General features: G+C 65.7%; 20 protein-coding genes and 1 riboswitch. Of the genes, 15 read left to right on the top strand and 5 right to left on the bottom strand.

The window, feature by feature from the left end:
* Nucleotide 1 precedes the first annotated feature (1 nt).
* The 3 genes from IB229_RS09420 (at nt 2) to IB229_RS09410 (ending at nt 2,018) form a co-directional block, all read left to right on the top strand.
* On the top strand, nt 2-1,084 hold the full coding sequence (locus IB229_RS09420) for a 5-(carboxyamino)imidazole ribonucleotide synthase (protein WP_192327417.1): 1,083 nt from the start codon (nt 2-4) through the stop codon (nt 1,082-1,084).
* 70 nt (nt 1,085-1,154) lie between these two features.
* On the top strand, nt 1,155-1,400 hold the full coding sequence (locus tag IB229_RS09415; protein ID WP_192327414.1) for a GlsB/YeaQ/YmgE family stress response membrane protein: 246 nt from the start codon (nt 1,155-1,157) through the stop codon (nt 1,398-1,400).
* Between the two features lie 81 nt (nt 1,401-1,481).
* Nucleotides 1,482-2,018: a DUF3299 domain-containing protein gene (locus IB229_RS09410; protein ID WP_192327411.1), complete on the top strand. Its 537-nt coding sequence runs from the start codon at nt 1,482-1,484 to the stop codon at nt 2,016-2,018.
* 109 nt (nt 2,019-2,127) lie between these two features.
* Here the strand turns inward: IB229_RS09410 and IB229_RS09405 are convergent, their stop codons facing one another.
* A complete protein-coding gene (locus tag IB229_RS09405; protein WP_192327409.1) occupies nt 2,128-3,027 on the bottom strand; it encodes a D-hexose-6-phosphate mutarotase in 900 nt (299 codons plus the stop codon).
* A 144-nt stretch (nt 3,028-3,171) separates the two neighbouring features.
* Entirely contained in the window at nt 3,172-3,573 is a 402-nt protein-coding gene (locus IB229_RS09400; protein WP_183087708.1) for an acyl-CoA thioesterase, read from the bottom strand.
* Between the two features lie 256 nt (nt 3,574-3,829).
* Here IB229_RS09400 and IB229_RS09395 point away from each other — a divergent pair, with 256 nt between their 5' ends.
* The gene (locus IB229_RS09395) at nt 3,830-5,119 is read left to right on the top strand and encodes an MFS transporter (RefSeq protein WP_192327406.1); all 1,290 of its coding nucleotides are present in this window, start codon (nt 3,830-3,832) and stop codon (nt 5,117-5,119) included.
* Between the two features lie 95 nt (nt 5,120-5,214).
* Here the strand turns inward: IB229_RS09395 and IB229_RS09390 are convergent, their stop codons facing one another.
* On the bottom strand, nt 5,215-6,519 hold the full coding sequence (locus IB229_RS09390; protein ID WP_192327403.1) for a PQQ-dependent sugar dehydrogenase: 1,305 nt from the start codon (nt 6,517-6,519) through the stop codon (nt 5,215-5,217).
* Between the two features lie 154 nt (nt 6,520-6,673).
* Between IB229_RS09390 and IB229_RS09385 the strand changes: the two genes are divergently transcribed.
* The 6 genes from IB229_RS09385 to IB229_RS09360 all read left to right on the top strand — a co-directional run bounded on the left by IB229_RS09385 (nt 6,674) and on the right by IB229_RS09360 (nt 14,614).
* Complete coding sequence (locus IB229_RS09385) at nt 6,674-7,642, top strand: PstS family phosphate ABC transporter substrate-binding protein (protein WP_192327400.1); 969 nt, start codon at nt 6,674-6,676, stop codon at nt 7,640-7,642.
* 181 nt (nt 7,643-7,823) lie between these two features.
* Nucleotides 7,824-10,109 (top strand): ABC transporter permease subunit, encoded by a 2,286-nt coding sequence (locus IB229_RS09380; RefSeq protein ID WP_192327397.1) that lies wholly within the window; start codon nt 7,824-7,826, stop codon nt 10,107-10,109.
* Nucleotides 10,110-10,182: 73 nt separating this feature from the next.
* On the top strand, nt 10,183-11,799 hold the full coding sequence (pstA, locus tag IB229_RS09375) for a phosphate ABC transporter permease PstA (protein WP_192329353.1): 1,617 nt from the start codon (nt 10,183-10,185) through the stop codon (nt 11,797-11,799).
* A gap of 65 nt (nt 11,800-11,864) precedes the next feature.
* Entirely contained in the window at nt 11,865-12,698 is an 834-nt protein-coding gene (gene pstB / locus IB229_RS09370; RefSeq protein WP_192327394.1) for a phosphate ABC transporter ATP-binding protein PstB, read from the top strand.
* A gap of 152 nt (nt 12,699-12,850) precedes the next feature.
* A complete protein-coding gene (gene phoU / locus IB229_RS09365; protein WP_192327391.1) occupies nt 12,851-13,579 on the top strand; it encodes a phosphate signaling complex protein PhoU in 729 nt (242 codons plus the stop codon).
* 132 nt (nt 13,580-13,711) lie between these two features.
* On the top strand, nt 13,712-14,614 hold the full coding sequence (locus IB229_RS09360; RefSeq protein WP_192327388.1) for a response regulator: 903 nt from the start codon (nt 13,712-13,714) through the stop codon (nt 14,612-14,614).
* A 12-nt stretch (nt 14,615-14,626) separates the two neighbouring features.
* On the opposite strand, the gene IB229_RS09355 is transcribed toward IB229_RS09360, so the two are convergent.
* Together IB229_RS09355 and IB229_RS09350 are read right to left on the bottom strand one after the other, a co-directional pair.
* Nucleotides 14,627-15,541, bottom strand: a complete 915-nt coding sequence (locus IB229_RS09355) for a hypothetical protein (RefSeq protein ID WP_192327385.1) — start codon at nt 15,539-15,541, stop codon at nt 14,627-14,629.
* 89 nt (nt 15,542-15,630) lie between these two features.
* Nucleotides 15,631-17,124, bottom strand: coding sequence for an acetyl-CoA hydrolase/transferase family protein (locus IB229_RS09350; protein WP_192327382.1), 1,494 nt, complete (start codon nt 17,122-17,124; stop codon nt 15,631-15,633).
* Nucleotides 17,125-17,376: 252 nt separating this feature from the next.
* On the opposite strand from IB229_RS09350, the gene IB229_RS09345 reads away from it, so the two are divergent.
* The 5 genes from IB229_RS09345 to IB229_RS09325 all read left to right on the top strand — a co-directional run bounded on the left by IB229_RS09345 (nt 17,377) and on the right by IB229_RS09325 (nt 22,371).
* A complete protein-coding gene (locus tag IB229_RS09345; protein ID WP_192327379.1) occupies nt 17,377-18,273 on the top strand; it encodes a peptidoglycan DD-metalloendopeptidase family protein in 897 nt (298 codons plus the stop codon).
* Nucleotides 18,274-18,503: 230 nt separating this feature from the next.
* Nucleotides 18,504-18,606, top strand: a riboswitch (guanidine-I (ykkC/yxkD leader).
* A 51-nt stretch (nt 18,607-18,657) separates the two neighbouring features.
* Nucleotides 18,658-19,656, top strand: a complete 999-nt coding sequence (locus IB229_RS09340; protein ID WP_192329351.1) for an ABC transporter substrate-binding protein — start codon at nt 18,658-18,660, stop codon at nt 19,654-19,656.
* Nucleotides 19,657-19,808: 152 nt separating this feature from the next.
* The gene (locus IB229_RS09335; protein ID WP_192327376.1) at nt 19,809-20,831 is read left to right on the top strand and encodes a fatty acid desaturase family protein; all 1,023 of its coding nucleotides are present in this window, start codon (nt 19,809-19,811) and stop codon (nt 20,829-20,831) included.
* A 2-nt stretch (nt 20,832-20,833) separates the two neighbouring features.
* Nucleotides 20,834-21,607 carry an SDR family NAD(P)-dependent oxidoreductase gene (locus IB229_RS09330; RefSeq protein ID WP_192327373.1) on the top strand — a complete coding sequence of 258 codons (774 nt, stop codon included), beginning with the start codon at nt 20,834-20,836 and terminating at the stop codon, nt 21,605-21,607.
* Complete coding sequence (locus IB229_RS09325) at nt 21,604-22,371, top strand: SDR family NAD(P)-dependent oxidoreductase (protein ID WP_192327370.1); 768 nt, start codon at nt 21,604-21,606, stop codon at nt 22,369-22,371. The genes IB229_RS09330 and IB229_RS09325 overlap by 4 nt, the downstream gene beginning before the upstream one ends.

Genomic DNA, 22,371 nt, shown 5'->3' with positions numbered 1-22,371 from the left:
CATGAAAATCGGCGTAATTGGTGGTGGCCAGCTCGGCCGCATGCTGGCCCTGGCGGGCACTCCGCTGGGAATGGGCTTCGCCTTCCTTGATCCGGCCCCGGATGCCTGCGCCCAGGCGCTCGGCGAACACATCCGCGCCGACTACGGCGACCAGGAGCACCTGCGCCAGCTGGCCGACGAAGTCGACCTGGTGACCTTCGAGTTCGAAAGCGTGCCGGCCGAGACCGTGGCTTTCCTCTCCCAGTTCGTGCCGGTCTACCCGAGCGCCGACGCGTTGCGTATCGCCCGCGACCGCTGGTTCGAGAAGAGCATGTTCAAGGACCTCGGCATTCCCACCCCGGAATTCGCTGACATCCAGTCCCAGGCCGACCTCGACGCCGCCGTGGCCAGCATCGGCCTGCCGGCGGTGATGAAGACCCGCACCCTGGGTTACGACGGCAAGGGCCAGAAGGTCCTGCGTAAGCCGGAAGATGTGGTCGGTGCCTTCGCCGAGCTGGGCAGCGTGCCGTGCATCCTTGAGGGCTTCGTGCCGTTCAGTGGTGAAGTTTCGCTGGTCGCCGTGCGTGCCCGTGATGGCGAAACGCGCTTCTACCCGCTGGTGCACAACACCCACGACAGCGGCATCCTCAGCCTGTCCATCGCCAGCACCGCGCACCCGCTGCAGGGACTGGCCGAAGACTACGTCGGCCGTGTGCTCAAGCAGCTCGACTACGTCGGCGTGCTGGCCTTCGAGTTCTTCGAGGTCGACGGCGGCCTCAAGGCCAACGAGATCGCCCCGCGCGTGCACAACTCCGGGCACTGGACCATCGAAGGCGCCGAGTGCAGCCAGTTCGAGAACCACCTGCGCGCCGTTGCCGGCCTGCCGCTGGGTTCGACCGCCAAGGTTGGCGAGAGCGCCATGCTCAACTTTATCGGCGAAGTGCCGCCGGTGGAGCAGGTCATCGCCATCGCCGACTGCCACCTGCACCACTACGGCAAGGCCTTCAAGGCCGGGCGCAAGGTCGGCCATGCCACCCTGCGCAGCGCCGACCTGGCCACGCTGCAGGCGCGCATCGCCGACGTGCAGGCGCTGATCAAGAGCTGAACCGCTCGTCGCCAGCCCGGTCAGAACAAGGCGTGCATGAGCACGCCTTGTTCATTTCTGGGAGTACGCAATGGGCATCATCGGCACCATCTTCATCGGTCTGCTCGTCGGGCTGGTGGCTCGCTTCCTCAAGCCCGGCAACGACAGCATGGGCTGGATCATGACCATTCTGCTCGGTATCGGCGGCTCGCTGGCAGCGACCTACGGCGGCCAGGCGCTGGGCATCTACGAGGCTGGCGAGGCAGCCGGCTTCATCGGCGCGGTGGTCGGCGCAATCATCCTGCTGGCGATCTACGCGATGGTTCGCAAGGACTGACACGTTCCCGCAGACAGCGCTGGGAACCGGACGCGGGCGCGGCTAGTCTGAGCGCCCATGATTCGTCGTCCGAGTGCTGTCATGCGTCCTCTGTTGCTGTTCTTTCTGCTGCTGTGCAGCACCCTGGCTCGCGCCGAACTGGCGGAAACCGACTGGCTCGACCTGATGCCGCTGGAGGACCAGCGCGCGCTGGAGGCCATGCCGGAAATCAGCCACGACAGCCCGGAGGGCGATGGCACCTTCAGCAACAAGGGCGGCCTGAAGCAGCAGGAGCGCGACATGCCGGCGGTGATGTACTCGGCCAAGACCGTGGCCGCGCTGAATGGCAAGACGCTGCGCCTGGGCGGCTACCCGGTGCCGTTGGAGAGTGACGCCAAGGGCAACAGCACGCTGTTCTTCCTCGTCCCCTATCCGGGCGCGTGCATCCATGTGCCACCACCGCCGCCGAACCAGATCGTGCTGGTGCGCTACCCCAAGGGCATTGCCCTCGACGACATCTACGCCCCGCTGTGGGTGGAAGGCCCGCTGCAGATCGAGACGGTCAGCAACGACCTCGCCGATGCCGCCTACGCGCTGGATGCCAGCGCGGTGCGGCTGGTGGAAGAGGGCGATCTGTAGTCGCCGCTGACTGACGCAGGGTGCGCCTGCGCACCGGGCCCATCCATGCTCACGACGGGGCCCTGCAGATCTGCCGCGAGGCCGGGTGTGTTGCGTGGTGTAGCTGCGCTCAGAGCGATTCGCTGGACAGGCTCAGCGCCAGGCTGTGGCGCTCGCCGGGCGCCAGGGTCACGCAGTCATCCCAGATGTTCGCCGTCTCGATGCACAGCATGCGCTGCCAGGCGTCGTCGGCGAACTGCGACAGACGCGCGGCCTTGTCGATCCACGGGTTCCACACCACCGCCGAGCGGGAGCTGCGTGCGTCCAGGTGGATGCAGCGCTGCCAGCCGGCATCGTGCAGGGTCAGGCGCTGCGGCGTGTCCAGGTAGATACGGTCGGTTTCCCCGGCGAAGCGCACGGCGTCCTGCTGCTCGCGCTCGGCCCAGCCTTCCAGGGTCTCGATGTAGCGGCAGCCATCGAGGCTCGGCACGCTGACGTTGCGGATGTCGCTGACCGCGAAGTAGCTGTGCAGGGCCTGGCTCAGGCTGACAGGAGCGTCGCCGAGGTTATGGCTGCGTAGTTCCAGGTGCAGCGCCTGATCAAGACGAATGCTCAGCGTTAGCTCGACCGCATGCGGCCAGCCCGGCAGCGGCTGGTTGCGGCTGTCGAAGACGAACTGCAGCTGCACAGCAGCGCCCAGGTCCTCGGCGCCGAGCAATTGCCAGTCGAGGCCGCGCACGCCGCCGTGGGCTGGCGCCTGCGCCGGGTTTTCGTGCATCGCCTGCACCGCGGCGGGGTTGCGCTGCAGGTCACCGAACCACGGCCAGCACACCGGCACGCCGCCACGCACCGATTGCCCGGCCTGGTAGGCCGCCTGCTCGCTGAGCCAGATGATCGGTGGTTGTGAGCCGCGCTGGTAATGCAGCACTTGCGCGCCCTGCTGGGCCACCAGCAACTCCGCGTCGCCAACGTGCACGCGCCAGCAGGCCAGCTCGCCCACCTCCACTCGTTCGATCTGCGTCTGGCTCATCCTGGTGCTCCTGCTGGCGGGTAAAGGACATCGGCTCGGCGTTGCCGCACGGCCGCTCTGGGTCTAGATCGCCAGATTGGCCACAGGTTCTGGCGCGACACCATGAAAAACCCCGACTCGCGGTCGGGGTTGAGGGGGTGGTGCCTAGCGGCGCGGCGGTACCGGACGGGTGCGGCCGCTGCCGTCGATGGCGACGAAGACGAACACCGCTTCGGTGACCTTGCGCCATTCGCTGGACAGCGGGTCGTCGCTCCACACCTCGACCAGCATCTGGATCGAGCTGCGGCCGATTTCCAGGGCCTGGGTGTAGAACGACAGCTGCGCGCCCACCGCCACCGGCACCAGGAAGGCCATGCGGTCGATCGCCACCGTGGCCACGCGCCCGCCCGCGACCTTGCTGGCCATGGCCGTGCCCGCCAGGTCCATCTGCGACACCAGCCAACCGCCGTAGATATCGCCGAAACCGTTGGTTTCGCGTGGCAATGCCGTGATCTGCAGCGCCAGATCGCCCTGCGGTATCGGATCTTCCTGTTCGAGTTCGATCATGCGGATGGGCCCCAGTCGTTAGATTCTTGTCGTTGGCATGGTGTGGGAGTTCTGCAAAAGCCTCGAACTGCGGGCCAAGGCCTTGGCGCAACCCCCGGTGGCCCAGGCGGGCCGAGCCGGCAGTATATCGGGCGGCGCGTCAGACGACGACCGCTCGGTCCGCATTTATGCCAGGGCCGTCGCTTGGGTGGCAACGGCACAATTTGCTATCGTGCGTCGGCACCCGCCGCTCCCTCCTATAAAGAAGCCTCCCGCCATGCCTGCCGTGCCTTCCAGCGCTGTGCCCAGCGCGCGCCCGCTGACCCGCAGCGACTACAAGACCCTGTCGCTGTCCGCCTTGGGCGGCGCCCTGGAGTTCTACGACTTCATCATTTTCGTGTTCTTCACCACCGTGCTCGGCGCGCTGTTCTTCCCGGCGGATATGCCCGCCTGGCTGCGCCTGTTGCAGACCTTCGGCATCTTCGCCGCGGGCTACCTGGCGCGACCGCTGGGCGGCGTGGTCATGGCGCACTTCGGTGACCTGCTCGGGCGCAAGCGCATGTTCACCCTGAGCATCTTCCTCATGGCCGTGCCGACGCTGTTGATCGGCCTGTTGCCGACCTACGCGCAGATCGGCATCTGGGCGCCGCTGGCACTGCTGGTGCTGCGGGTAATTCAGGGCGCGGCAATTGGTGGCGAGGTGCCGGGTGCCTGGGTATTCGTTGCCGAGCATGTGCCGGCCAGGCGTATCGGCTATGCCTGCGGCACGCTGACCGCCGGCCTGACCTTCGGCATCCTGCTCGGCTCGCTGATGGCGACGCTGATCAATACTCTCTATACCCCGGCTGAAGTGCTCGACTGGGCCTGGCGGATTCCCTTCGTGATCGGCGGCGTGTTCGGCCTGTTCTCCGTCTACCTGCGCCGCTGGCTGCACGAGACGCCGGTGTTTGCCGAGCTGCAACAACGCAAGGCACTGGCCGATGAGGTGCCGATGAAAGCCGTGCTGCGCGCGCATCGCCCGGCCATCGTGCTGTCGATGTTGCTGACCTGGGTGCTGTCGGCCGGCATCGTCGTGGTGATCCTGATGACCCCGAGCGTGTTGCAGAGCGTGTACGGTTTCGACGCCGTCACCGCGCTCAAGGCCAACAGCCTGGCCATCGTCTGCCTGACTATCGGCTGCATCATCGCCGGTGCCGTCACCGACCGCTTCGGTGCCGGGCGTACCCTGTTGATCGGCGGGTTGCTGCTGGCACTCAGCTCATGGACCTTCTACAGCAGCCTCAAGGCGCATCCGGACTGGCTGTTCCCGCTGTACGCGCTGACCGGCCTGCTGGTTGGCAGTATCGGCGCGGTGCCCTACGTGATGGTCAACGCCTTCCCACCGGTGGTGCGCTTTTCCGGGCTGTCGTTTTCCTACAACCTGGCGTACGCGATCTTCGGCGGACTGACGCCGATGGTCGTGGCGTTGTTGATGGCCTGGGATCCGCTCGGCCCGGCCTATTACGTGGTGGCGCTGTGCGGTCTGGCGATGACGATTGGGGCGTATCTGATCGCGACGAAGCGCTGACGGCTCGGCTACTCATTCGAACGCGGTCCGCCTCCGATTCCCCTGGGAGAGGGCTGGGGTGAAGGTGCATTCAGGTGCCTTCACCCCATTCACCCTCACGGCTTCGGCGTTACCCGCCAGACCTTGTTGCCGACATCGTCGGTCACCAGCAGCGCGCCGTGCTTGTCGAGTTTGACGTCGACCGGGCGGCCCTGGGCTTCGCCGTCGGCATTGAGGAAGTCGCTGAGCACGTCGACCGGCGGGCCGCTCGGTTTGCCATCGGCGAACGGCACGAAGATCACCTTGTAGCCGCTGTGCGGCTTGCGGTTCCACGAACCGTGCTGGCCGACGAACAGGCCGTTCTGGAAGGCCGGCAGCGCGCCGCCCTGGCCGAAGGCGATGCCCAGCGAGGCGGTGTGCGGGCCCAGGGCGTAGTCCGGCACCAGTGCCTTGGCCACCAGCTCGGGGCGTTGCGGCTCGACGCGCACGTCGACGTGCTGACCGTAGTAGCTGTAGGGCCAGCCGTAGAAGCCGCCGTCCTGCACCGAGGTGATGTAGTCGGGCACCAGGTCGCTGCCGATCTCGTCGCGTTCGTTGACCGCGGTCCACAACGTGCCGGTCTGTGGCTCCCAGGCCAGGCCGTTGGGGTTGCGCAGGCCGGTGGCAAACAGGCGTTTGCTGCCGTTGTTGCGTTGCACTTCCCAGATCGCCGCACGGCCTTCCTCGGCTTCCAGGCCGTTCTCGCCGACGTTGCTGTTGGAGCCGACGGTGACGTAGAGCTTGCTGCCGTCCTGGCTGGCGATGACGTTCTTGGTCCAGTGGTGGTTGATGCCGGCAGGCAGGTCGGTGACCTTTTCCGGGGCGGCGGTGATCTTCGTCTCGCCCTCGGTGTAGGGCACGCGCACCAGGGCGTCGGCGTTGGCGATATAGAAGTCGTTGCCGACCAGGGCCATGCCGAATGGCGAATGCAGGTTTTCCAGGAAGGCGGTGCGCAGGTCGGCGACCCCATCGTTGTCGGTGTCGCGCAGCAGGGTGATGCGGTCGGCGCTGGGCACCCCAGCGCCCGCGCGCGACATCACCAGGCCGGCAATCCAGCCCTTGAAGCTGAAGGAGCCGTCGCCCTTGGGCGCGTTGCTCTCGGCCACCAGCACGTCGCCATTGGGCAGCACGTAGAGCCAGCGCGGGTGATCCAGGCCTTCGGCGAAGGCATTCACCTGGGTGCCGTCCGCCGCGGTCGGCTTGCCGCCTTCGGCCCAGCCCTTGGCCGGGGCGATGTTCACGGTCGGCAGCAGGGTCTTGTTCGGCTCCGGCAGTTGCGGGGTGGCGCCGGTGCCGTCACTGACGTTCAGCGCGGCTTGTTCACCGCAGGCGCTGCAGGCAAGCGCCAGGGCGGTGACGGACAGCAGGTGCAGGTGCTTCATGGGCAGTCTCCGAAGGGGGAAGAGCGGTGCAGAAATTTTCGACAGCTATGCTGGCCTTTCATCCAATTGTCATATTCCGTTCATAGAGTGTTCATCAGGCCTGCAGATACTTGGCCCCGATCCAACCAACACCACTTCCTGCTAGGAGCAAGGCATGAAACTCAAGCGTTTGATGACGGCCCTGACTTTTGTCGCCGCTGGCGTGAGCGCCGCATCCGCGGTTGCCGCTATCGACCCGGCTCTGCCGACCTATGAAAAGACTTCCGGTGTATCGGGCAACCTGTCCAGTGTCGGTTCCGACTCCCTGGCCAACCTGATGACCCTGTGGGCTGAGGACTACAAGAAACTCTACCCGAACGTGAACATCCAGATCCAAGCTGCCGGTTCCTCGACCGCGCCGCCCGCGCTGACCGAAGGTACCGCTAACCTGGGCCCGATGTCCCGCGCCATGAAAGACAACGAGCTGCAAGCCTTCGAAGAGAAGTACGGCTACAAGCCGACTGCTGTTCCGGTTGCGATCGACGCCCTGGCCGTATTCGTGCACAAGGACAACCCGATCAAGTCGCTGGACATCGCTCAAGTCGACGCCATCTTCTCCAACACCCGTCTGTGTGGTGGCGAGAAGGACCTGAAGACCTGGGGCGACCTGGGCCTGACCGGCGAGTGGGCTAGCAAGCCGATCCAGCTGTTCGGTCGTAACTCGGTATCCGGCACCTATGGCTACTTCAAAGAAGAAGCCCTGTGCAAAGGCGACTTCAAGGCCAACGTAAACGAGCAGCCGGGTTCGGCTTCCGTGGTCCAGTCGATTTCCAGCACCGTGAACGCCATCGGTTACTCGGGCATCGGTTACAAGACCGCCAGCGTCCGTGCCGTACCGCTGTCGAAGAAGAACGGCGAGATCGAAGAAGCCAACGAGAACAACGCCCTGTCCGGCAAGTACCCGCTGGCCCGCTTCTTCTACGTCTACGTGAACAAGGCGCCGAACAAGCCGCTGAGCCCGCTGGACGCCGAGTTCCTGAAGCTGGTCCTGTCCAAGCAAGGTCAGGAAGTGGTGGTCAAGGATGGTTACATCCCGCTGCCGTCCAAAGTGGCTGAGAAAGCACTGAAAGAGCTGGGTCTGTAACACAGCCCGGTCGCACCGCCGAGCCACGAGCTGGGCGGTGCACCAGACGCGCCCGCTACTGCCTGCAGTGGTGGGCGTTGTCGCGTCACCCCTCTGTAATCTTTCTGTCACACAAGGCAGCTAGATTTAGGCTCCTGCTCAAATCAGGGGCGCGAGTGCGCAACCGCCCAGAGATCCTCGCATGAACGACTTGGCCAACAATTCCATGACCGCTTCTTCGAACAGCAACCAACGGCTGGACTTCAACACTCCGGCCCTGCAGCGCAAGCGGCGTATCCGCGCGCTGAAAGACCGCATGGCGCGCTGGTACGTGTCCATCGGCGGCCTGGCTGTGCTGGGTGCCATCACCCTGATCTTCTTCTACCTGGCCCACGTGGTCCTGCCGATGTTCTCCGGCGCCGAACTGGAGGCCCGCAAGGCCCAGCAGCCGGTGTGGCTGGCGCAGCAGGGCGATGCACTGTTGCTGGCCGTGGAAGAGCAGAACAAGGTGGCCATGCGCCTCAACAACGCCGGCAAGGTGCAGTTCTTCACCCTCAAGGACAGCACCGCCCTGCAGGCCTATGACCTGCCGCTGCCCGCGGGTGTCGCCATCAGCTCGGTGAGCCAGGACCAGCCCGGCAGCCGCCGCGTGATCCTCGGCCTGTCCAACGGCCAGGCACTGGTGTTCGAGCACGACTACAAGGTCACCTACCCGGACAACGTCAAGACCATCACCCCGGTGCTGGTCTACCCTTTCGGCGAAACGCCGATGACCCTGGACGAGCAGGGCCGTGCGCTGGAGCACGTGGCTCTCAGTCAGAACGGCGACACCCTGATGCTCAGCGCCTCCACCGGTGCCGAGCTGCAGCTGCTGTCGATTACCCGTGAAGAAAACATGCTCACCGGCGAGACCAGCCTTGAGCAGAAGCGTATTGCCCTGCCGCAGATCGCCGAGCCGATCAAGGCGATGGTTATCGACCCGCGCCAGCTGTGGCTGTACGTGATCAACGGCAAGGCCACCGCTGACGTCTTCGACCTGCGCAGCAACACCCTCAACGGCCGCTACAAGCTGCTCGAGGGCGAAGCCGAAGTCAGCGCGGTGAGCCCGCTGCTCGGCGGCATCTCGCTGATGGTCGGTGACAGCAAGGGCGGCATCGCCCAGTGGTTCATGGTTCGCGACGGTGACGGCAAGGCCGTGCTGACGCGCATCCGCGACTTCAAGCTGGACGGCAGCGCGATCACCCAGATCCTCCCCGAAGAACGCCGCAAGGGCTTCCTCGCCCTCGACGCCGACGGCACCCTGGGCATCTTCCACAGCACCGCGCACCGCACCCTGCTTACCGAGCAGGTCGCCAAGGGGGCCAGTGTTGCCGCCCTGTCGCCGCGTGCCACCCGCGTCCTGGTCGAGTCAGAAGGCCAGCTGCAACGCTATGTGGTCGACAATGCGCACCCGGAGATCTCCTGGAGCGCACTGTGGGGCAAGGTCTGGTACGAGAGCTACGACGAGCCGAAATACGTCTGGCAGTCGACCTCGGCCAACACCGATTTCGAACCCAAGCTGAGCCTTTCGCCGCTGACCTTCGGTACCCTGAAAGCCGCCTTCTACGCCATGCTTCTGGCTGCGCCGCTGGCCATCTGCGCGGCGATCTATACCGCCTACTTCATGGCCCCGGCCATGCGCCGCAAGGTCAAGCCGGTGATCGAGCTGATGGAGGCGCTGCCGACGGTAATCCTCGGCTTCTTCGCCGGTCTGTTTCTCGCGCCCTATGTCGAAGGTCACCTGCCGGGCATCTTCAGCCTGCTGCTGCTGACGCCGGTGGGCATCCTGCTCGCGGCGTTCGGCTGGAGCCGCCTGCCGGAGAAAGTCCGCCTGCTGGTGCCGGATGGCTGGGAAGCGGCGCTGCTGATCCCGGTGATCCTGCTGGTAGGCACCGTTTCGCTGGGCATGAGCGGGCACCTGGAGAACTGGCTGTTCGCCGGCGACATGCGCGGCTGGCTGTCCAATGACCTGGGCATCGCCTTCGACCAGCGCAACGCTCTGGTGGTTGGTCTGGCCATGGGCTTCGCGGTGATCCCGAACATCTTCTCGATCGCCGAAGACGCCGTGTTCAGCGTGCCGAAGAGCCTTACCTTCGGTTCCCTGGCCCTCGGTGCCACGCCGTGGCAGACGCTGACCCGCGTGGTCATCCTCACCGCCAGCCCGGGCATCTTCTCGGCGCTGATGATCGGCATGGGCCGCGCCGTCGGCGAGACCATGATCGTGCTGATGGCCACCGGCAACACGCCGATCATGGACATGAACATCTTCGAAGGCCTGCGCACCCTGGCCGCCAACACGGCGGTGGAAATGCCCGAGTCTGAAGTCGGCAGTACCCACTACCGCGTGCTGTTCCTCGGTGCGCTGGTGTTGCTGAGTTTCACCTTCGTGATGAACACGCTGGCGGAGATGATCCGTACTCGCCTGCGCAAAAAATACGCCTCGCTCTAAGCCTGGAAGGTAGCAATCAGTGAAACAGCAAAGCGTGAAATCCTGGTTCAAGAGTGGTTCGCCGTGGATCTGGATGACCGGTGGTGGTGTGTCCATCGCCGTGATCATGACCGTCGGCCTGCTCGCCGTGATCGCCACCCGTGGCCTTGGCCACTTCTGGCCGGCCGATGTCATCGAGTCCACGTACCAGGTACCCGGTGAAGCGCCGCGTGCCCTGGCCGGTGAGCTGGTACAGGTCGAGGAAGTGCCGCGTGGTCGCCTGGCTGCTGCCGGCCTGCCGGTGGACGTCAACGGCGGCGAGTTCATGACCCGCGAACTGCTCAAGGTCGGCAACCGCGAACTGTTCGGCGCCGACTTCAGCTGGATCGTCGCCGAATGGACCAGCGAGCCGCGTACCCCGGCCAACCTGATGGTCATGGAGCGCCGCGAGTGGGGCAACTTCTACGGCTACCTGGTTAACGTCAAACAGGAGGGCCAGCTGGTCGCCGAGGGCGATGCCGCCTGGGGTGAATTGCAGGCGCGGATTGCCCGCATCGACGAGCTGCACACGCAGATCGAAGCCCTGCAGAAGCGCGACATCGGCCGCATCAACCACGGCCTAGAGCGCCTGCGTCTGCAGACCCGCGGCCACGAACTGGACAATACCCTGACGCCGGCCGTGCAGGCCGATATCGACGCCCAGCGCGCCGAGTGGGACGCCCAGTACAAGGTTCTGGAAAGCGAGCTGATCGAGCTCAACACCGCCTTCAACCGCGACAGCGTCACCGTGCGCACCGTCGACGGCCGCGAGACGGAAATCAGCATGGGCAAGGTGGTCCGCGCGTTCCAGCCGAACGCCATGGGCACGTTCGACAAGCTCGGTTTCTACTTCGCCAAGCTGTGGGAGTTCCTCAGCGACGAACCGCGTGAAGCGAACACCGAGGGCGGTATCTTCCCGGCCATTTTCGGCACCGTGATGATGACCCTGATCATGGCCGTGATCGTCACCCCGTTCGGCGTGCTGGCGGCCATCTACCTGCGCGAGTACGCCAAGCAGGGCCCGCTGACCCGGATCATCCGCATCGCGGTGAACAACCTGGCCGGCGTCCCGGCGATCGTCTACGGCGTGTTCGGCCTGGGCTTCTTCGTCTACGTGCTGGGTGGCTCGCTCGACCGCCTGTTCTTCCCCGAATCCGCGCCGGCACCGACCTTCGGGACGCCGGGCCTGATGTGGGCCTCGCTGACCCTGGCGATCCTCGCCGTGCCGGTGGTGATCGTCGCCACCGAGGAAGGCCTGGCGCGTATCCCGCGGGCCCTGCGCGAAGGCTCCCTGGCGCTCGGTGCGACCAAGGCCGAGACCCTGTGGAAAGTGGTGCTGCCGATGGCCAGCCCGGCGATGATGACCGGCCTGATTCTCGCCGTGGCCCGCGCCGCTGGCGAAGTGGCGCCGCTGATGCTGGTCGGCGTGGTCAAGCTGGCCCCGGCACTGCCGGTGGACGGCAACTACCCGTACCTGCACCTGGACCAGAAGATCATGCACCTGGGCTTCCACATCTACGACGTCGGCTTCCAGAGCCCCAACGTCGAGGCCGCCCGCCCGCTGGTGTACGCCACCGCGCTGCTGCTGGTGCTGGTGATCGCGCTGCTCAACCTGAGCGCCGTGTTCATCCGCAACCACCTGCGCGAGAAGTACAAGGCGCTGGATCATTGATTACCTGCGTCGCCGCGGCATGGGCCGCGGCGGCTTGAACGAATTGTCAGCGTAGGGAGAATCCCATGCAGCACGAAACACCGTCTCACGGCATCGACATCGCCGCCCTCGGCCGTACCAAGCAGAGCCTGCGTCTGGCCGACGAAACCGTGGCCCTGGAAGTGCCTGGCCTGAACCTGTTCTACGGCGAGAAGCAGGCCCTGTTCGACGTCAAGATGAACATCCCCAAGCAGCGCGTGACGGCCTTCATCGGCCCGTCCGGTTGCGGCAAGTCGACCCTGCTGCGCACCTTCAACCGGATGAACGATCTGGTCGACGGCTGCCGCGTACAGGGTGAGATCAACCTCGACGGCCACAACATCTACAGCAAGGGCGAAGACGTCGCCGAGCTGCGTCGCCGCGTCGGCATGGTGTTCCAGAAGCCCAACCCGTTCCCCAAGAGCATCTACGAGAACGTGGTCTACGGCCTGCGCATCCAGGGCATCAACCAGAAGCGCGTGCTCGACGAAGCGGTGGAGTGGGGCCTGAAGAGCGCTGCCCTGTGGGACGAGGTCAAGGACCGTCTGCACGACTCGGCCCTGGGCCTGTCCGGCGGCCAGCAACAGCGTCTGGTGATCGCCCGTACCGTGGCGGTACAACCGGAAGTGCTGCTGCTCGACGAACCCTGCTCGGCACTGGACCCGATTTCGACCCTCAAGGTCGAAGAGCTGATCTACGAGCTGAAGAGCAAGTACACCATCGTCATCGTGACCCACAACATGCAGCAGGCGGCGCGCGTCTCCGACTACACCGCGTTCATGTACATGGGCAAGCTGATCGAGTTCGGCGACACCGACACGCTGTTCACCAACCCGGCCAAGAAGCAGACCGAAGACTACATCACCGGTCGCTACGGCTAGCCCCTGGCCATGTTAAATCGCGCTGGGCGTTGTCGGCGCCGCTTGCCGTACCAGTTGTACTGTCTACGCGGCGCCTCCTAGCCCAACACGATTTTCCAAAGGCCAGGACGATTCATTCTCAAGAACCTAATTCGCTTCGCAAGGGCTCGACCATGATCAACAAAGACAGCCTCACCCATCACATCTCCCAGCAGTTCAACGCCGAGCTGGAGGAGGTGCGCAGCCATCTTCTGGCGATGGGCGGCCTGGTCGAGAAGCAGGTCAACGACGCCGTCACCTCGCTGATCGACGCCGACTCCGGTCTGGCCCAGCAGGTGCGCGAGATCGACGACCAGATCAACCAGATGGAGCGCAACATCGACGAGGAGTGCATCCGCATCCTCGCCCGTCGCCAGCCGGCGGCCTCCGACCTGCGCCTGATCATCAGCATCTCCAAGTCGGTGATCGACCTCGAGCGCATCGGTGACGAAGCGACCAAGATCGCCAAGCGCGCCATCCAGCTGTGCGAGGAAGGCGAAGCGCCGCGTGGTTACGTCGAGGTGCGCCACATCGGCGACCAGGTGCGCAAGATGGTCCAGGAGTCGCTCGACGCCTTCGCCCGCTTCGACGCCGAACTGGCGCTGTCGGTGGCCAAATACGACAAGACCATCGACCGCGAGTACAAGACCGCCCTGCGCGAGCTGGTCACCTACATGATGGAAGACCCGCGCTCGATCACTCGCGTGCTGAGCATCATCTGGGTGCTGCGTTCGCTGGAACGCATTGGCGACCACGCGCGCAACATCGCCGAGCTGGTGATCTACCTGGTGCGCGGCACCGACGTGAAGCACCTCGGCCTGGCCCGCATGGAAGAAGAAGTGCAGGGCGGCAAAACCGAGTAAACCGCCTGCCGACAGCCCGCGGCAGCTCTGCCGTGCGGCTGGGCGCCGAACGGTGGATGGCCGGTGGTTTTGCGGTTGGCCTTTGGCCAGCAGGCAAGGCTATGCTTGTCGACATTCGTGCAGGAGCGGTCGATGAGCAAAGTCAGTGTGCTGGTGGTGGATGACGCAACCTTTATCCGTGACCTGGTGAAGAAGGGGTTGCGCGACAACTTTCCCGGCATCCACATCGAAGAAGCGGTCAACGGGCGCAAGGCCCAGCAGCTGCTTGCCCGCCACGCCGTCGATCTGATTCTCTGCGACTGGGAAATGCCCGAGCTGTCCGGCCTCGAACTTCTCAGCTGGTGCCGCGAGCAGGACGCCCTGAAAACCACCCCGTTCATCATGGTTACCAGCCGTGGCGATAAGGAAAACGTGGTGCAGGCGATCCAGGCCGGCGTTTCCGATTTCATCGGCAAACCCTTTTCCACCGAACAGCTGGTCACCAAGGTGAAGAAGGCCCTACATCGTGCCGGCAAGCTGCAGGCCCTGGCCGCCAGCGCGCCGCCGAAGATGCTCAGCACTGGCGCCTACGCCAACGATTCCCTGGCGGCCCTGACCGGCGGCAAGGCCGACGTGGTGCAGGCCAAGGCGCCTACCGCCGCCGCTGCCAAACCCGCTGCGGCTGCACCCGCCGCCAAGCCGGCCGCCAACCCCACCAGTGGTCGTGGCCAGGGCCAGCTACGCCTGCCGGGTGGCAGCATGGCCTGCGTGATCAAGGCCCTGAGTCTCAAGGAAGCGCTGCTGGTGGTGAAGCGCACCGAGCAGCTGCCGCAGGTGCTGGAAAGCGCGGTGCTCGACCTGGAGCAGGGCGAGGGAGCGGAAACCGCGCGCCTCAACGGCTACCTGCACGCGGTCGCGGCCTTCGAGCCGAAACCCGACAGCGAGTGGCTGCAGCTGACCTTCAAGTTCGTCGACCGCGACCCGCAGAAACTCGACTACCTGTCCCGCCTGATCGCCCGCGGCAGCGCGCAGAAGCACTTCAGCCCCGGCGCCTGACCCCGCGCGCCATCACTCCAGGGTGATGGTCCAGCGGAACAGCGCATCCATGCCGTCGGCAATCGCCACCACGCGTCGCTCGCCACTGAGCACTCTGGTGTCTTCCGGCAGCGGCAGGTCGAGGAAGATCGCCTTGTCGTCCGCGTAACCCGCCAGCTTGCGTTCGATCTTCTGTTCCAGGTCCGTGCGTTCGGTGACCGCGCGGATGTGGCTGACGGGAATCGACAGGTGGTAGCGCCGTGTTTCGCTATCGATGGCGCCGCTGAACCCGCACATCCCGGCCGCCTGCAGCTCGGCGTCGGCGGGCGGATAACGGCGCTCGAAACGCTCGTGGTAGTCATATGGCACCACGCCCTTCACCGAGTCGATGAACGTGCCGCTGAAGTGATCGGCGAAGCGCAGGTGCGCCGGGCCGCAGCGCGCCGGGCTGATGCCGTCGCTGGCGCTGAGCATGAGGAAGCGCTCGAGATTGGGCACCGCCACCTGCGGCACCTGGCTCGGGTCGACCTTGACCCGGCCGTCCATGGCCTGCGCCAGGGTCATCATCTTTTCCATCAGGCAGTCCTCGTCCTCGCCACAGGCGTCGGAGATGGCCTGGATGCTGTTCACGTCGGCCCGGGTGATGCCGGTCATCGCCTGCATGTCCACGGCCGGCTGGGCCTTGGCCGCGAGGTCGCGGCTGTCGACCTGGCGAATGCCACTCGCGGCGGCCGGAATCACCCGGATCGGCAGGCTGTAGCTGAAGCTGCGGTCGTACTCGCCATCGTGCTTTTCGCCGCTGACGCTGACGTTGCCGCGGAAGCTGCCGGTGACGTGGATACTGATCTGCACCAGGCCGCGGCGCTCGGCGGCCTGCGCGTCGGCCTGGGCGGTCAGCAGGGTGACGGCGATGCACAGCAACGCCAGGGGCATGAGCAATCGGTTCACGGGGTTCACCGTACGAGTGGGTCGAGCCACCAGTACAGCAAGCCAGCGTTCGGGGATCGTTCGGGGCGCGTGACCTGCCTGTGTTCCGTTCAGCCGGCCAGCATGCGCCCGCACTCTTCCAGGTTGATGTGCCACTGCATGGCTTCGCGCAGGAGGTGCGGGGTGTGGCCGCCCTTGGCGCAGGCACGCTCGAAGTAGTCGTTCAGCGCCTCGCGGAAATCCGCGTGCACGCAGTTGTCGATGATCGCCCGCGCCCGCTCGCGTGGTGCCAGACCGCGCAGGTCAGCCAGGCCGACTTCGGTGACCAGGATGTCGACGTCGTGCTCGGTGTGGTCGACGTGGCTGACCATCGGCACGACGCTGGAAATCGCCCCGCCCTTGGCGATCGACTTGGTGACGAAGATCGCCAGGTGCGCATTGCGGGCGAAGTCGCCGCTGCCGCCGATGCCGTTCATCATCTTGGTGCCGCCGACATGGGTCGAGTTGACGTTGCCGTAGAGGTCGAACTCCAGCGCCGTGTTGATGCCGATGATGCCCAGGCGGCGCACCACTTCCGGGTGGTTGGAGATTTCCTGCGGGCGCAGCACCAGCTTGTCCTTGTATTGCTCGAGGTTGCCGAACACGTCGGCATTGCGCCGTGCCGACAGGGTGATCGAGCTGCCCGAGGCGAAGCGCAGCTTGCCGGCGTCGATCAGGTCGAAGGTGGAGTCCTGCAGCACTTCTGAGTACATGCTCAGGCCCTCGAAAGGTGAGTCGATCAGGCCGCACATCACCGCGTTGGCGATGCTGCCGATGCCGGCCTGCAGCGGGCCGAGGCTGTTGTCCATGCGCCCGGCGGCGACTTCGCGCTTGAAGAAGTCGATCAGGTGATCGGCGATGCCCTGGGTCTCGGCATCCGGCGGCAGCACGGTGGACGGCGAGTCGGCCTGGTCGTTGATGACGATGGCGACGATCTTTTCCGGCGGGATCGCAATCGCGCTGCTGCCGATGCGGTCGTCCACGCGGGTCAGCGGGATCGGCGTGCGGGTCGGCCGGTAGGTCGGGATGTAGATGTCGTGCAGGCCTTCCAGGTTGGGGTTGTGCGCCAGATTGATCTCGACGATCACGCGTTTGGCGAAGATCGCGAAGCTGGCCGAGTTGCCCACCGAGGTGGTCGGCACGATATGGCCCTGCTCGGTAATGGCCACGGCTTCGATCACCGCGATGTCCGGCAGCTTGAGCTGGTGGTTGCGCAGCTGCTCGACGGTTTCCGAGAGGTGCTGGTCGATGAACATCACCGTGCCGTCGTTGATCGCCTTGCGCAGGGTGCTGTCGACCTGGAACGGCATGCGCCGCGCCAGCACGCCGGCTTCGGTGAGCTGCTTGTCGAGGTCGTTGCCCAGGCTGGCGCCGGTCATCAGGCTGATCTGCAGCGGTTGAGTTTTGGCCCGTTCGGCGAGGGCGCGCGGCACCGCCTTGGCTTCGCCTGCGCGGGTGAAACCGCTCATGCCGACGGTCATGCCGTCTTCGATCAGGGCGGCGGCATCGGCCGCGCTCATGACCTTGTCGAACAGTTCGGGCAGGCGCACGCGATCACGGTACATGGAGAACCTCGGAGACGGAGCAGGGCGAGGGCCGCGAGTCTAGGCCGAGGGTGTCGGCCTGCCTGTTCGACCAAGGTCGGATTGAGCGCTCTGCGCCGCGCCTTTCATCGGATTCTCCCGGCGCGGCCGGGACAGTCGTCGGAACACCTGCCAAATGCTGCACAGCGCGGGCGGCGGGGGCTCGCGGATGGCCGGCGGCGCTGCTAGTCTTGCCAGCCCGGATACCAAATCAACTACTAAATCCGAGACGTTATGCTAGGGCGCTCATTCATCTGCGGTGTGCTGTTGCTGGTTGCAGGCCAGGCCAGCGCGCTGACCATCTACAAGTATGTCGACAAGAACGGCGTCGTCACCTACAGCGACAAGGCCGTGGCCGGCGCGCAGGTGTTCGTGTTCCGCGACCGCATGATCGAGCGTCTGGACAACCTGGTGAAGCTGGAAACCAAGAAGCACGACGCCGGCGAAACCCTGATGATCCGCAACGACCTCTACGCCCCGGTGGAGATCGAGTTGACCCTGCAGCGCGTGGTCAATGCCGTCGGCGCGCCCGAACAGCCGATTCGCTGGGTCTTGCCGCCGCGCAGCAAGATCCGCCTGGCCACCCTGGCGCCGCTCGAAGCCGGCAAACCGATGAGCTACAAGCCCAAGCTGCGCTACGCCCTCGGCGACCCGCGCCAGCAGCCGATGCTCTATCGCTACCCGCTGCCCTGGCGTGGCGGGCCGTTCAAGCTGACCCAGGGCGCCAACGGCAAGTACAGCCACTTCACGCCCAAGGGCCGCTACGCCATCGATATCGCCATGCCGCAGGGCACGCCCATCGTCGCCGCGCGCGGCGGCATGGTGGTGAAGACCGAGAACCAGCAGAGCGGGCGCGGCACCAACCCGTCCGGCAACTACGTGCGCATCCTGCATGACGACGGCACCATGGGCGTCTACCTGCACCTGATGCGTGGCTCGGTGAGCGTGCGCGAGGGCCAGCGCATCGAGGCTGGCGAGCACCTGGCCAACTCCGGCAACACCGGCAACAGCACCGGCCCGCACCTGCACTTCGTGGTGCAGCGCAACGTCGGCCTGGCGCTGGAATCGATCCCCTTCAACTTCGCCCAGCCAGTCGACAGCCTGCCCAACTTCGCCGTCGGCGGCGAATAGTCCGGTCCTGCACTGAAAGCAGGCGGCGCGCCTGTAGCTGGTGCGCCATGCCCTGCCGCCCGGTCCGGGCGATCACCGGCATGCGGGCTCAAGCCGTTGAAACGCGGCGTGTTTTCCCTTCTTGCCAGGTCTTGGCACCGCACTTGCAAAGTTCCCAGTAGAAACGGGATGAGACACGCCGGCCCAGCGCCGCGTTGTACGCTCATGACGCTTGGCACAGTGGAGCGGTAACAGAGGCGAACTAGGGTTCCGGTCGACAGACGTCGATGCTGGTCCGAGAGTTTTCCGGCCCTAAGGATCAGGGCTACACGGCGGGATAAAAGCCCGGGAGGACGTGATGTCATCCCGTGCCGATTTCCAACGTGTAGGAGCTATGCCATGACCCTGCTGTCCCTGCGTTCACTGCGCAAGACCCTGCTTTGCGCCAGCCTGGCCACCGTCGCCGGTGTGCTGCCCTTCAGCGCGCAAGCCCTGGAAAAACTCAAGATCGGCACGGTCGTCTGGGCCGGTTACGCGCCGTTCTACGTCGCCGACGAGCTGGACCTGTACAAGGCCCATGACCTCAAGGTGGAGCTGCAATTCTTCAACGACCCCGCGCTGATTCCGTCGGCCATGCTCGGCAGCGCCCTCGACGGCGGCATGTTGACGTACGACCAGGTGGTCGGTGGCGTGGCCAAGGGCCTGACCCAGAAGGTGGTGATGCCTATCGACTTCTCCAACGGTGGCGATGCCATCGTCGCCGACAAGTCGATCGCCTCGGTCGCCGACTTCAAGGGCAAGAAGGTCGGCTTCAACCCGCTGTCGCCGTCCGACTTCCTCCTCGCCTACGCCCTCAAGGTCAACGGCCTGAGCGCCAAGGACATCGACCCGATCAACATGACTCCCGAGGGCATTCCCGGCGCGATGGCTTCCGGCAGCCTGCCGGTCGGCGTGACCTACGAGCCCAACGTGTCGCAGATCCTCGGCATGCCGGGCGACAAGTTCCACATCGTCTACTCGTCCAAGGATGCGCCGGGGCTGATCACCGACGTGCTGGCCTTCGACGAGAAGGTCATCGCCAAACGCCCGGCGGCGATCAAGGCGCTGATGCTCGGCTACCTCGACGGCCTGGCCTACATGCAGAGCCACCCGGACGAGGCGGCCAAAATCATCGGCAAGGTGCTCGGCGTTTCCGCCGAGGAAGCCAAGGAGCAGATGGGCGGCGTGTACAACATCCCGCTGGCGGAAATGGCGAAGAACTTCGAGCAATCCGAGGCGACCAGCTCGTTCTACGGCAGCGGCGCGGTGATCGCCCAGCTGCTCAAGGACAACGGCCAGATCCCGCTCATCCCCGACTTCGCCGACACCTTCGACGCGCAGTTCGTCGAGGCCCTGGCCAAGTAAGCCGCTCTTGCCTGCGGGGTGAATGGCGCGCCGTTCACCCCGCCAGGCTACGCAGCGGTGGATGGATAACGCGCCATCCACCCTGCGCAACTGGATCGATGAAGACGGCGAAGCCCGTCGCCCATGACTCCAACCGGAATCCGGAGGAACCCATGTCCGCCCAGATCTACCGCTACGCCGATGGCCGTATCGCCAACAGCCTGGCCATCGCCTACGCCCTCGGCGGATTTGCCGGCGGCCTGGCCATGCTGTTTGCCAGCAATTGGCTGATCAACATTGCCGGTACGCTGCTGCTCGGCCACGCGATGATCATCGCCGCCTACCTGATCCACGAATTCGCCCACGGCACCATTTTCGCCAAGCCCAAGCACAACGAATGGGCCGGTGAGGTGGCGAGCTGGCTGTGCGGCAGCTGCTACGCCGGCTTCCAGGACCTGCGCAAGAAACATATGCGCCACCACGTCGACCGCGCCGACGTGATCACCTTCGATACCAAGCAATTCCTCAACAGCTGCCCTGGCTGGTTCCGCAAGCTGGTGCTGGCGGCTGAGTGGGCCTACGTGCCGGCAGTCGAGCTGATCATGCATTACTACGTGATCCTCTTGCCGTTCATCACCAGCAACGAGAAGCACCGCGCCAACCGCGGCAAGGTCGCCGTGACCCTGCTGATTCGCGCTGTGCTGTTCGGCCTGATGGCGGCGGTGTCGCTGAAGGCGGTGGTCCTGTACTTCGTCGCCTGGTCGATCATGCTCACCGTGCTGCGCTTCACCGACGCCTACCAGCACACCTACGACGCCTTCGCGGTGCTCGAAGACGGCGGCAAGATCCCCGACGACAAGCAGCGCGACCGCGCCTACGAGCAGATGAACACCTTCAGCAACGTGGTCTCGGTGCGCTGGCCGGTGCTCGACCTGCTGCTGCTCAACTTCGCCTACCACAACGCCCACCACGAGAAGCCGGTGGCGCCCTGGTACCGCCTGCCCGCGCTGCACCAGCAGCTGTATGGCGATGCCTACAACCAGGTGCTGCCGATGCACCTGTTGTTCAAGAGCTTCCACCAGCACCGCCTGCGCCGGGTGATCGACGACAACTACGGGGTGGTCGAGCCGGCCGGGGCGCATCGTGCCGATGGCTTCTACGGTGCGGTTGGCGTGTCGTTCCTGACGGCGGTGTGACGATGATCGACTACCGCGGCAAACAGATCCTCATCACCGGCGCGGCCAGCGGCATCGGCCGTGGCCTGGCGCGTGCCTTCGCCGAGCAGGGCGCCACGCTGGAACTGCTCGACCGCAACGCCGAGGCGCTGATCAAGGTCGCCGACGAGCTGGCAGCGCTGACCGCCAGCCGCATCGCCACGCTGGACCTCGGCGACAGCGCGGCCATCGCCGCCTATGTTGCCGAGCGCGGCACCCGGCCGCTGGACGTGCTGATCAACAACGCCGGCGTCGAGTACGCCACGCCGCTGATCGACACTGGCGCCGAGGCCGACGCGCACTGGCAGGCGCTGCTGGACAACAACGTCGCCTCGATGCTGCGCCTGACCCGCGCCCTGCAGGGCCAGTTGCGCGCCGGCAGCTGTGTGATCAACCAGGCGTCGATCTGGGGGCTGAAAGGCGTGCCCGGTTTTTCCGCCTATGTCGCCAGCAAGCACGCGGTGATCGGCCTGACCCGTTCGCTGGCCTGGGAGCTGGGGCCGCGGCGCATTCGCGTCAACGCCGTGTGCCCGGGCTGGGTCGGCACCGAGGCGGCGATGCGTTCGCTGCGGGTGATGGCCGAAGCCAGCGGGCGCAGCGAGGACGAGGAGCTGGCGCTGATTCTCGCCGCCCAGGCGGTGCCGGAACTGCTGACCCCGGCGGACCTGGCCGGCACCTTCCTGTTCCTCGGCAGCGCCCTGGCCGGGCCGGTCACCGGCCAGGCGATCTCGGTCAGCCACGGCGAGGTGATGCAATGAGCGCCTCGGTGCAACAACGGCCGCTGGCCGGGCAGACCGCGCTGGTTACCGGCGCCGCCCAGGGCATCGGCCGGGCCACCGCCATCGCCCTGGCCGAGGCCGGCGCGCTGGTGTGGATCAACCACCTGCGCCAGTCGGATGCCGCTGCCGCGCTGGTTGCTGACATCGAGGCCGCCGGTGGCCGCGCGCGCACCGTGCAGGCCGATGTCGCCTCGCCGATGCAGGTCGCCAGCCTGTTCGAGGAAGTGCTCGCCGCCGGGCCGCTGGACATCCTGGTCAACAATGCCGGGGTGATCCTGGAAAAACCCTTCGTCGACACCGACGAGGACGACTGGGCCCACGTGCTCGGCGTCGACCTCGGCGGCGTCTACCGCTGCTGCCGGCATGCCCTGCGCCACATGCAAACGCGGCAAAGCGGCTGCATCGTCAACATCGCCTCCGAGCTGGGCTTCGTCGGCCGTGCCGACTACGTTGCCTACTGCACGGCCAAGGCCGGGGTGATCGGCCTGACCCGTTCGCTGGCCCGCGAGTTCGCCCCGCATATCCGCATCAATGGCGTGGCGCCGGGCCCGGTGGACACGCCGATGGTCTCGCTGGCGCACATGAGCGCGGAGATGGTCGCCAAGGAAAGCGACATTCCCGCCGGCCGCCTTGGCCGCCCGGAAGAAATCGCCGCGGCGGTGCTGTTCCTGGTCTCGCCGGGTGCCAGCTTCTTCCACGGGCAGATGCTCGGCGCCAATGGCGGCGCCTGGATGGGCAGCTGA

Origin of the sequence: Pseudomonas sp. PDM14 (assembly GCF_014851905.1) — a bacterium.
Lineage (GTDB): Bacteria > Pseudomonadota > Gammaproteobacteria > Pseudomonadales > Pseudomonadaceae > Aquipseudomonas.
Note: the sequence above shows the minus strand (reverse complement) of the source record. Positions and strands in the feature narration are given on the sequence as shown.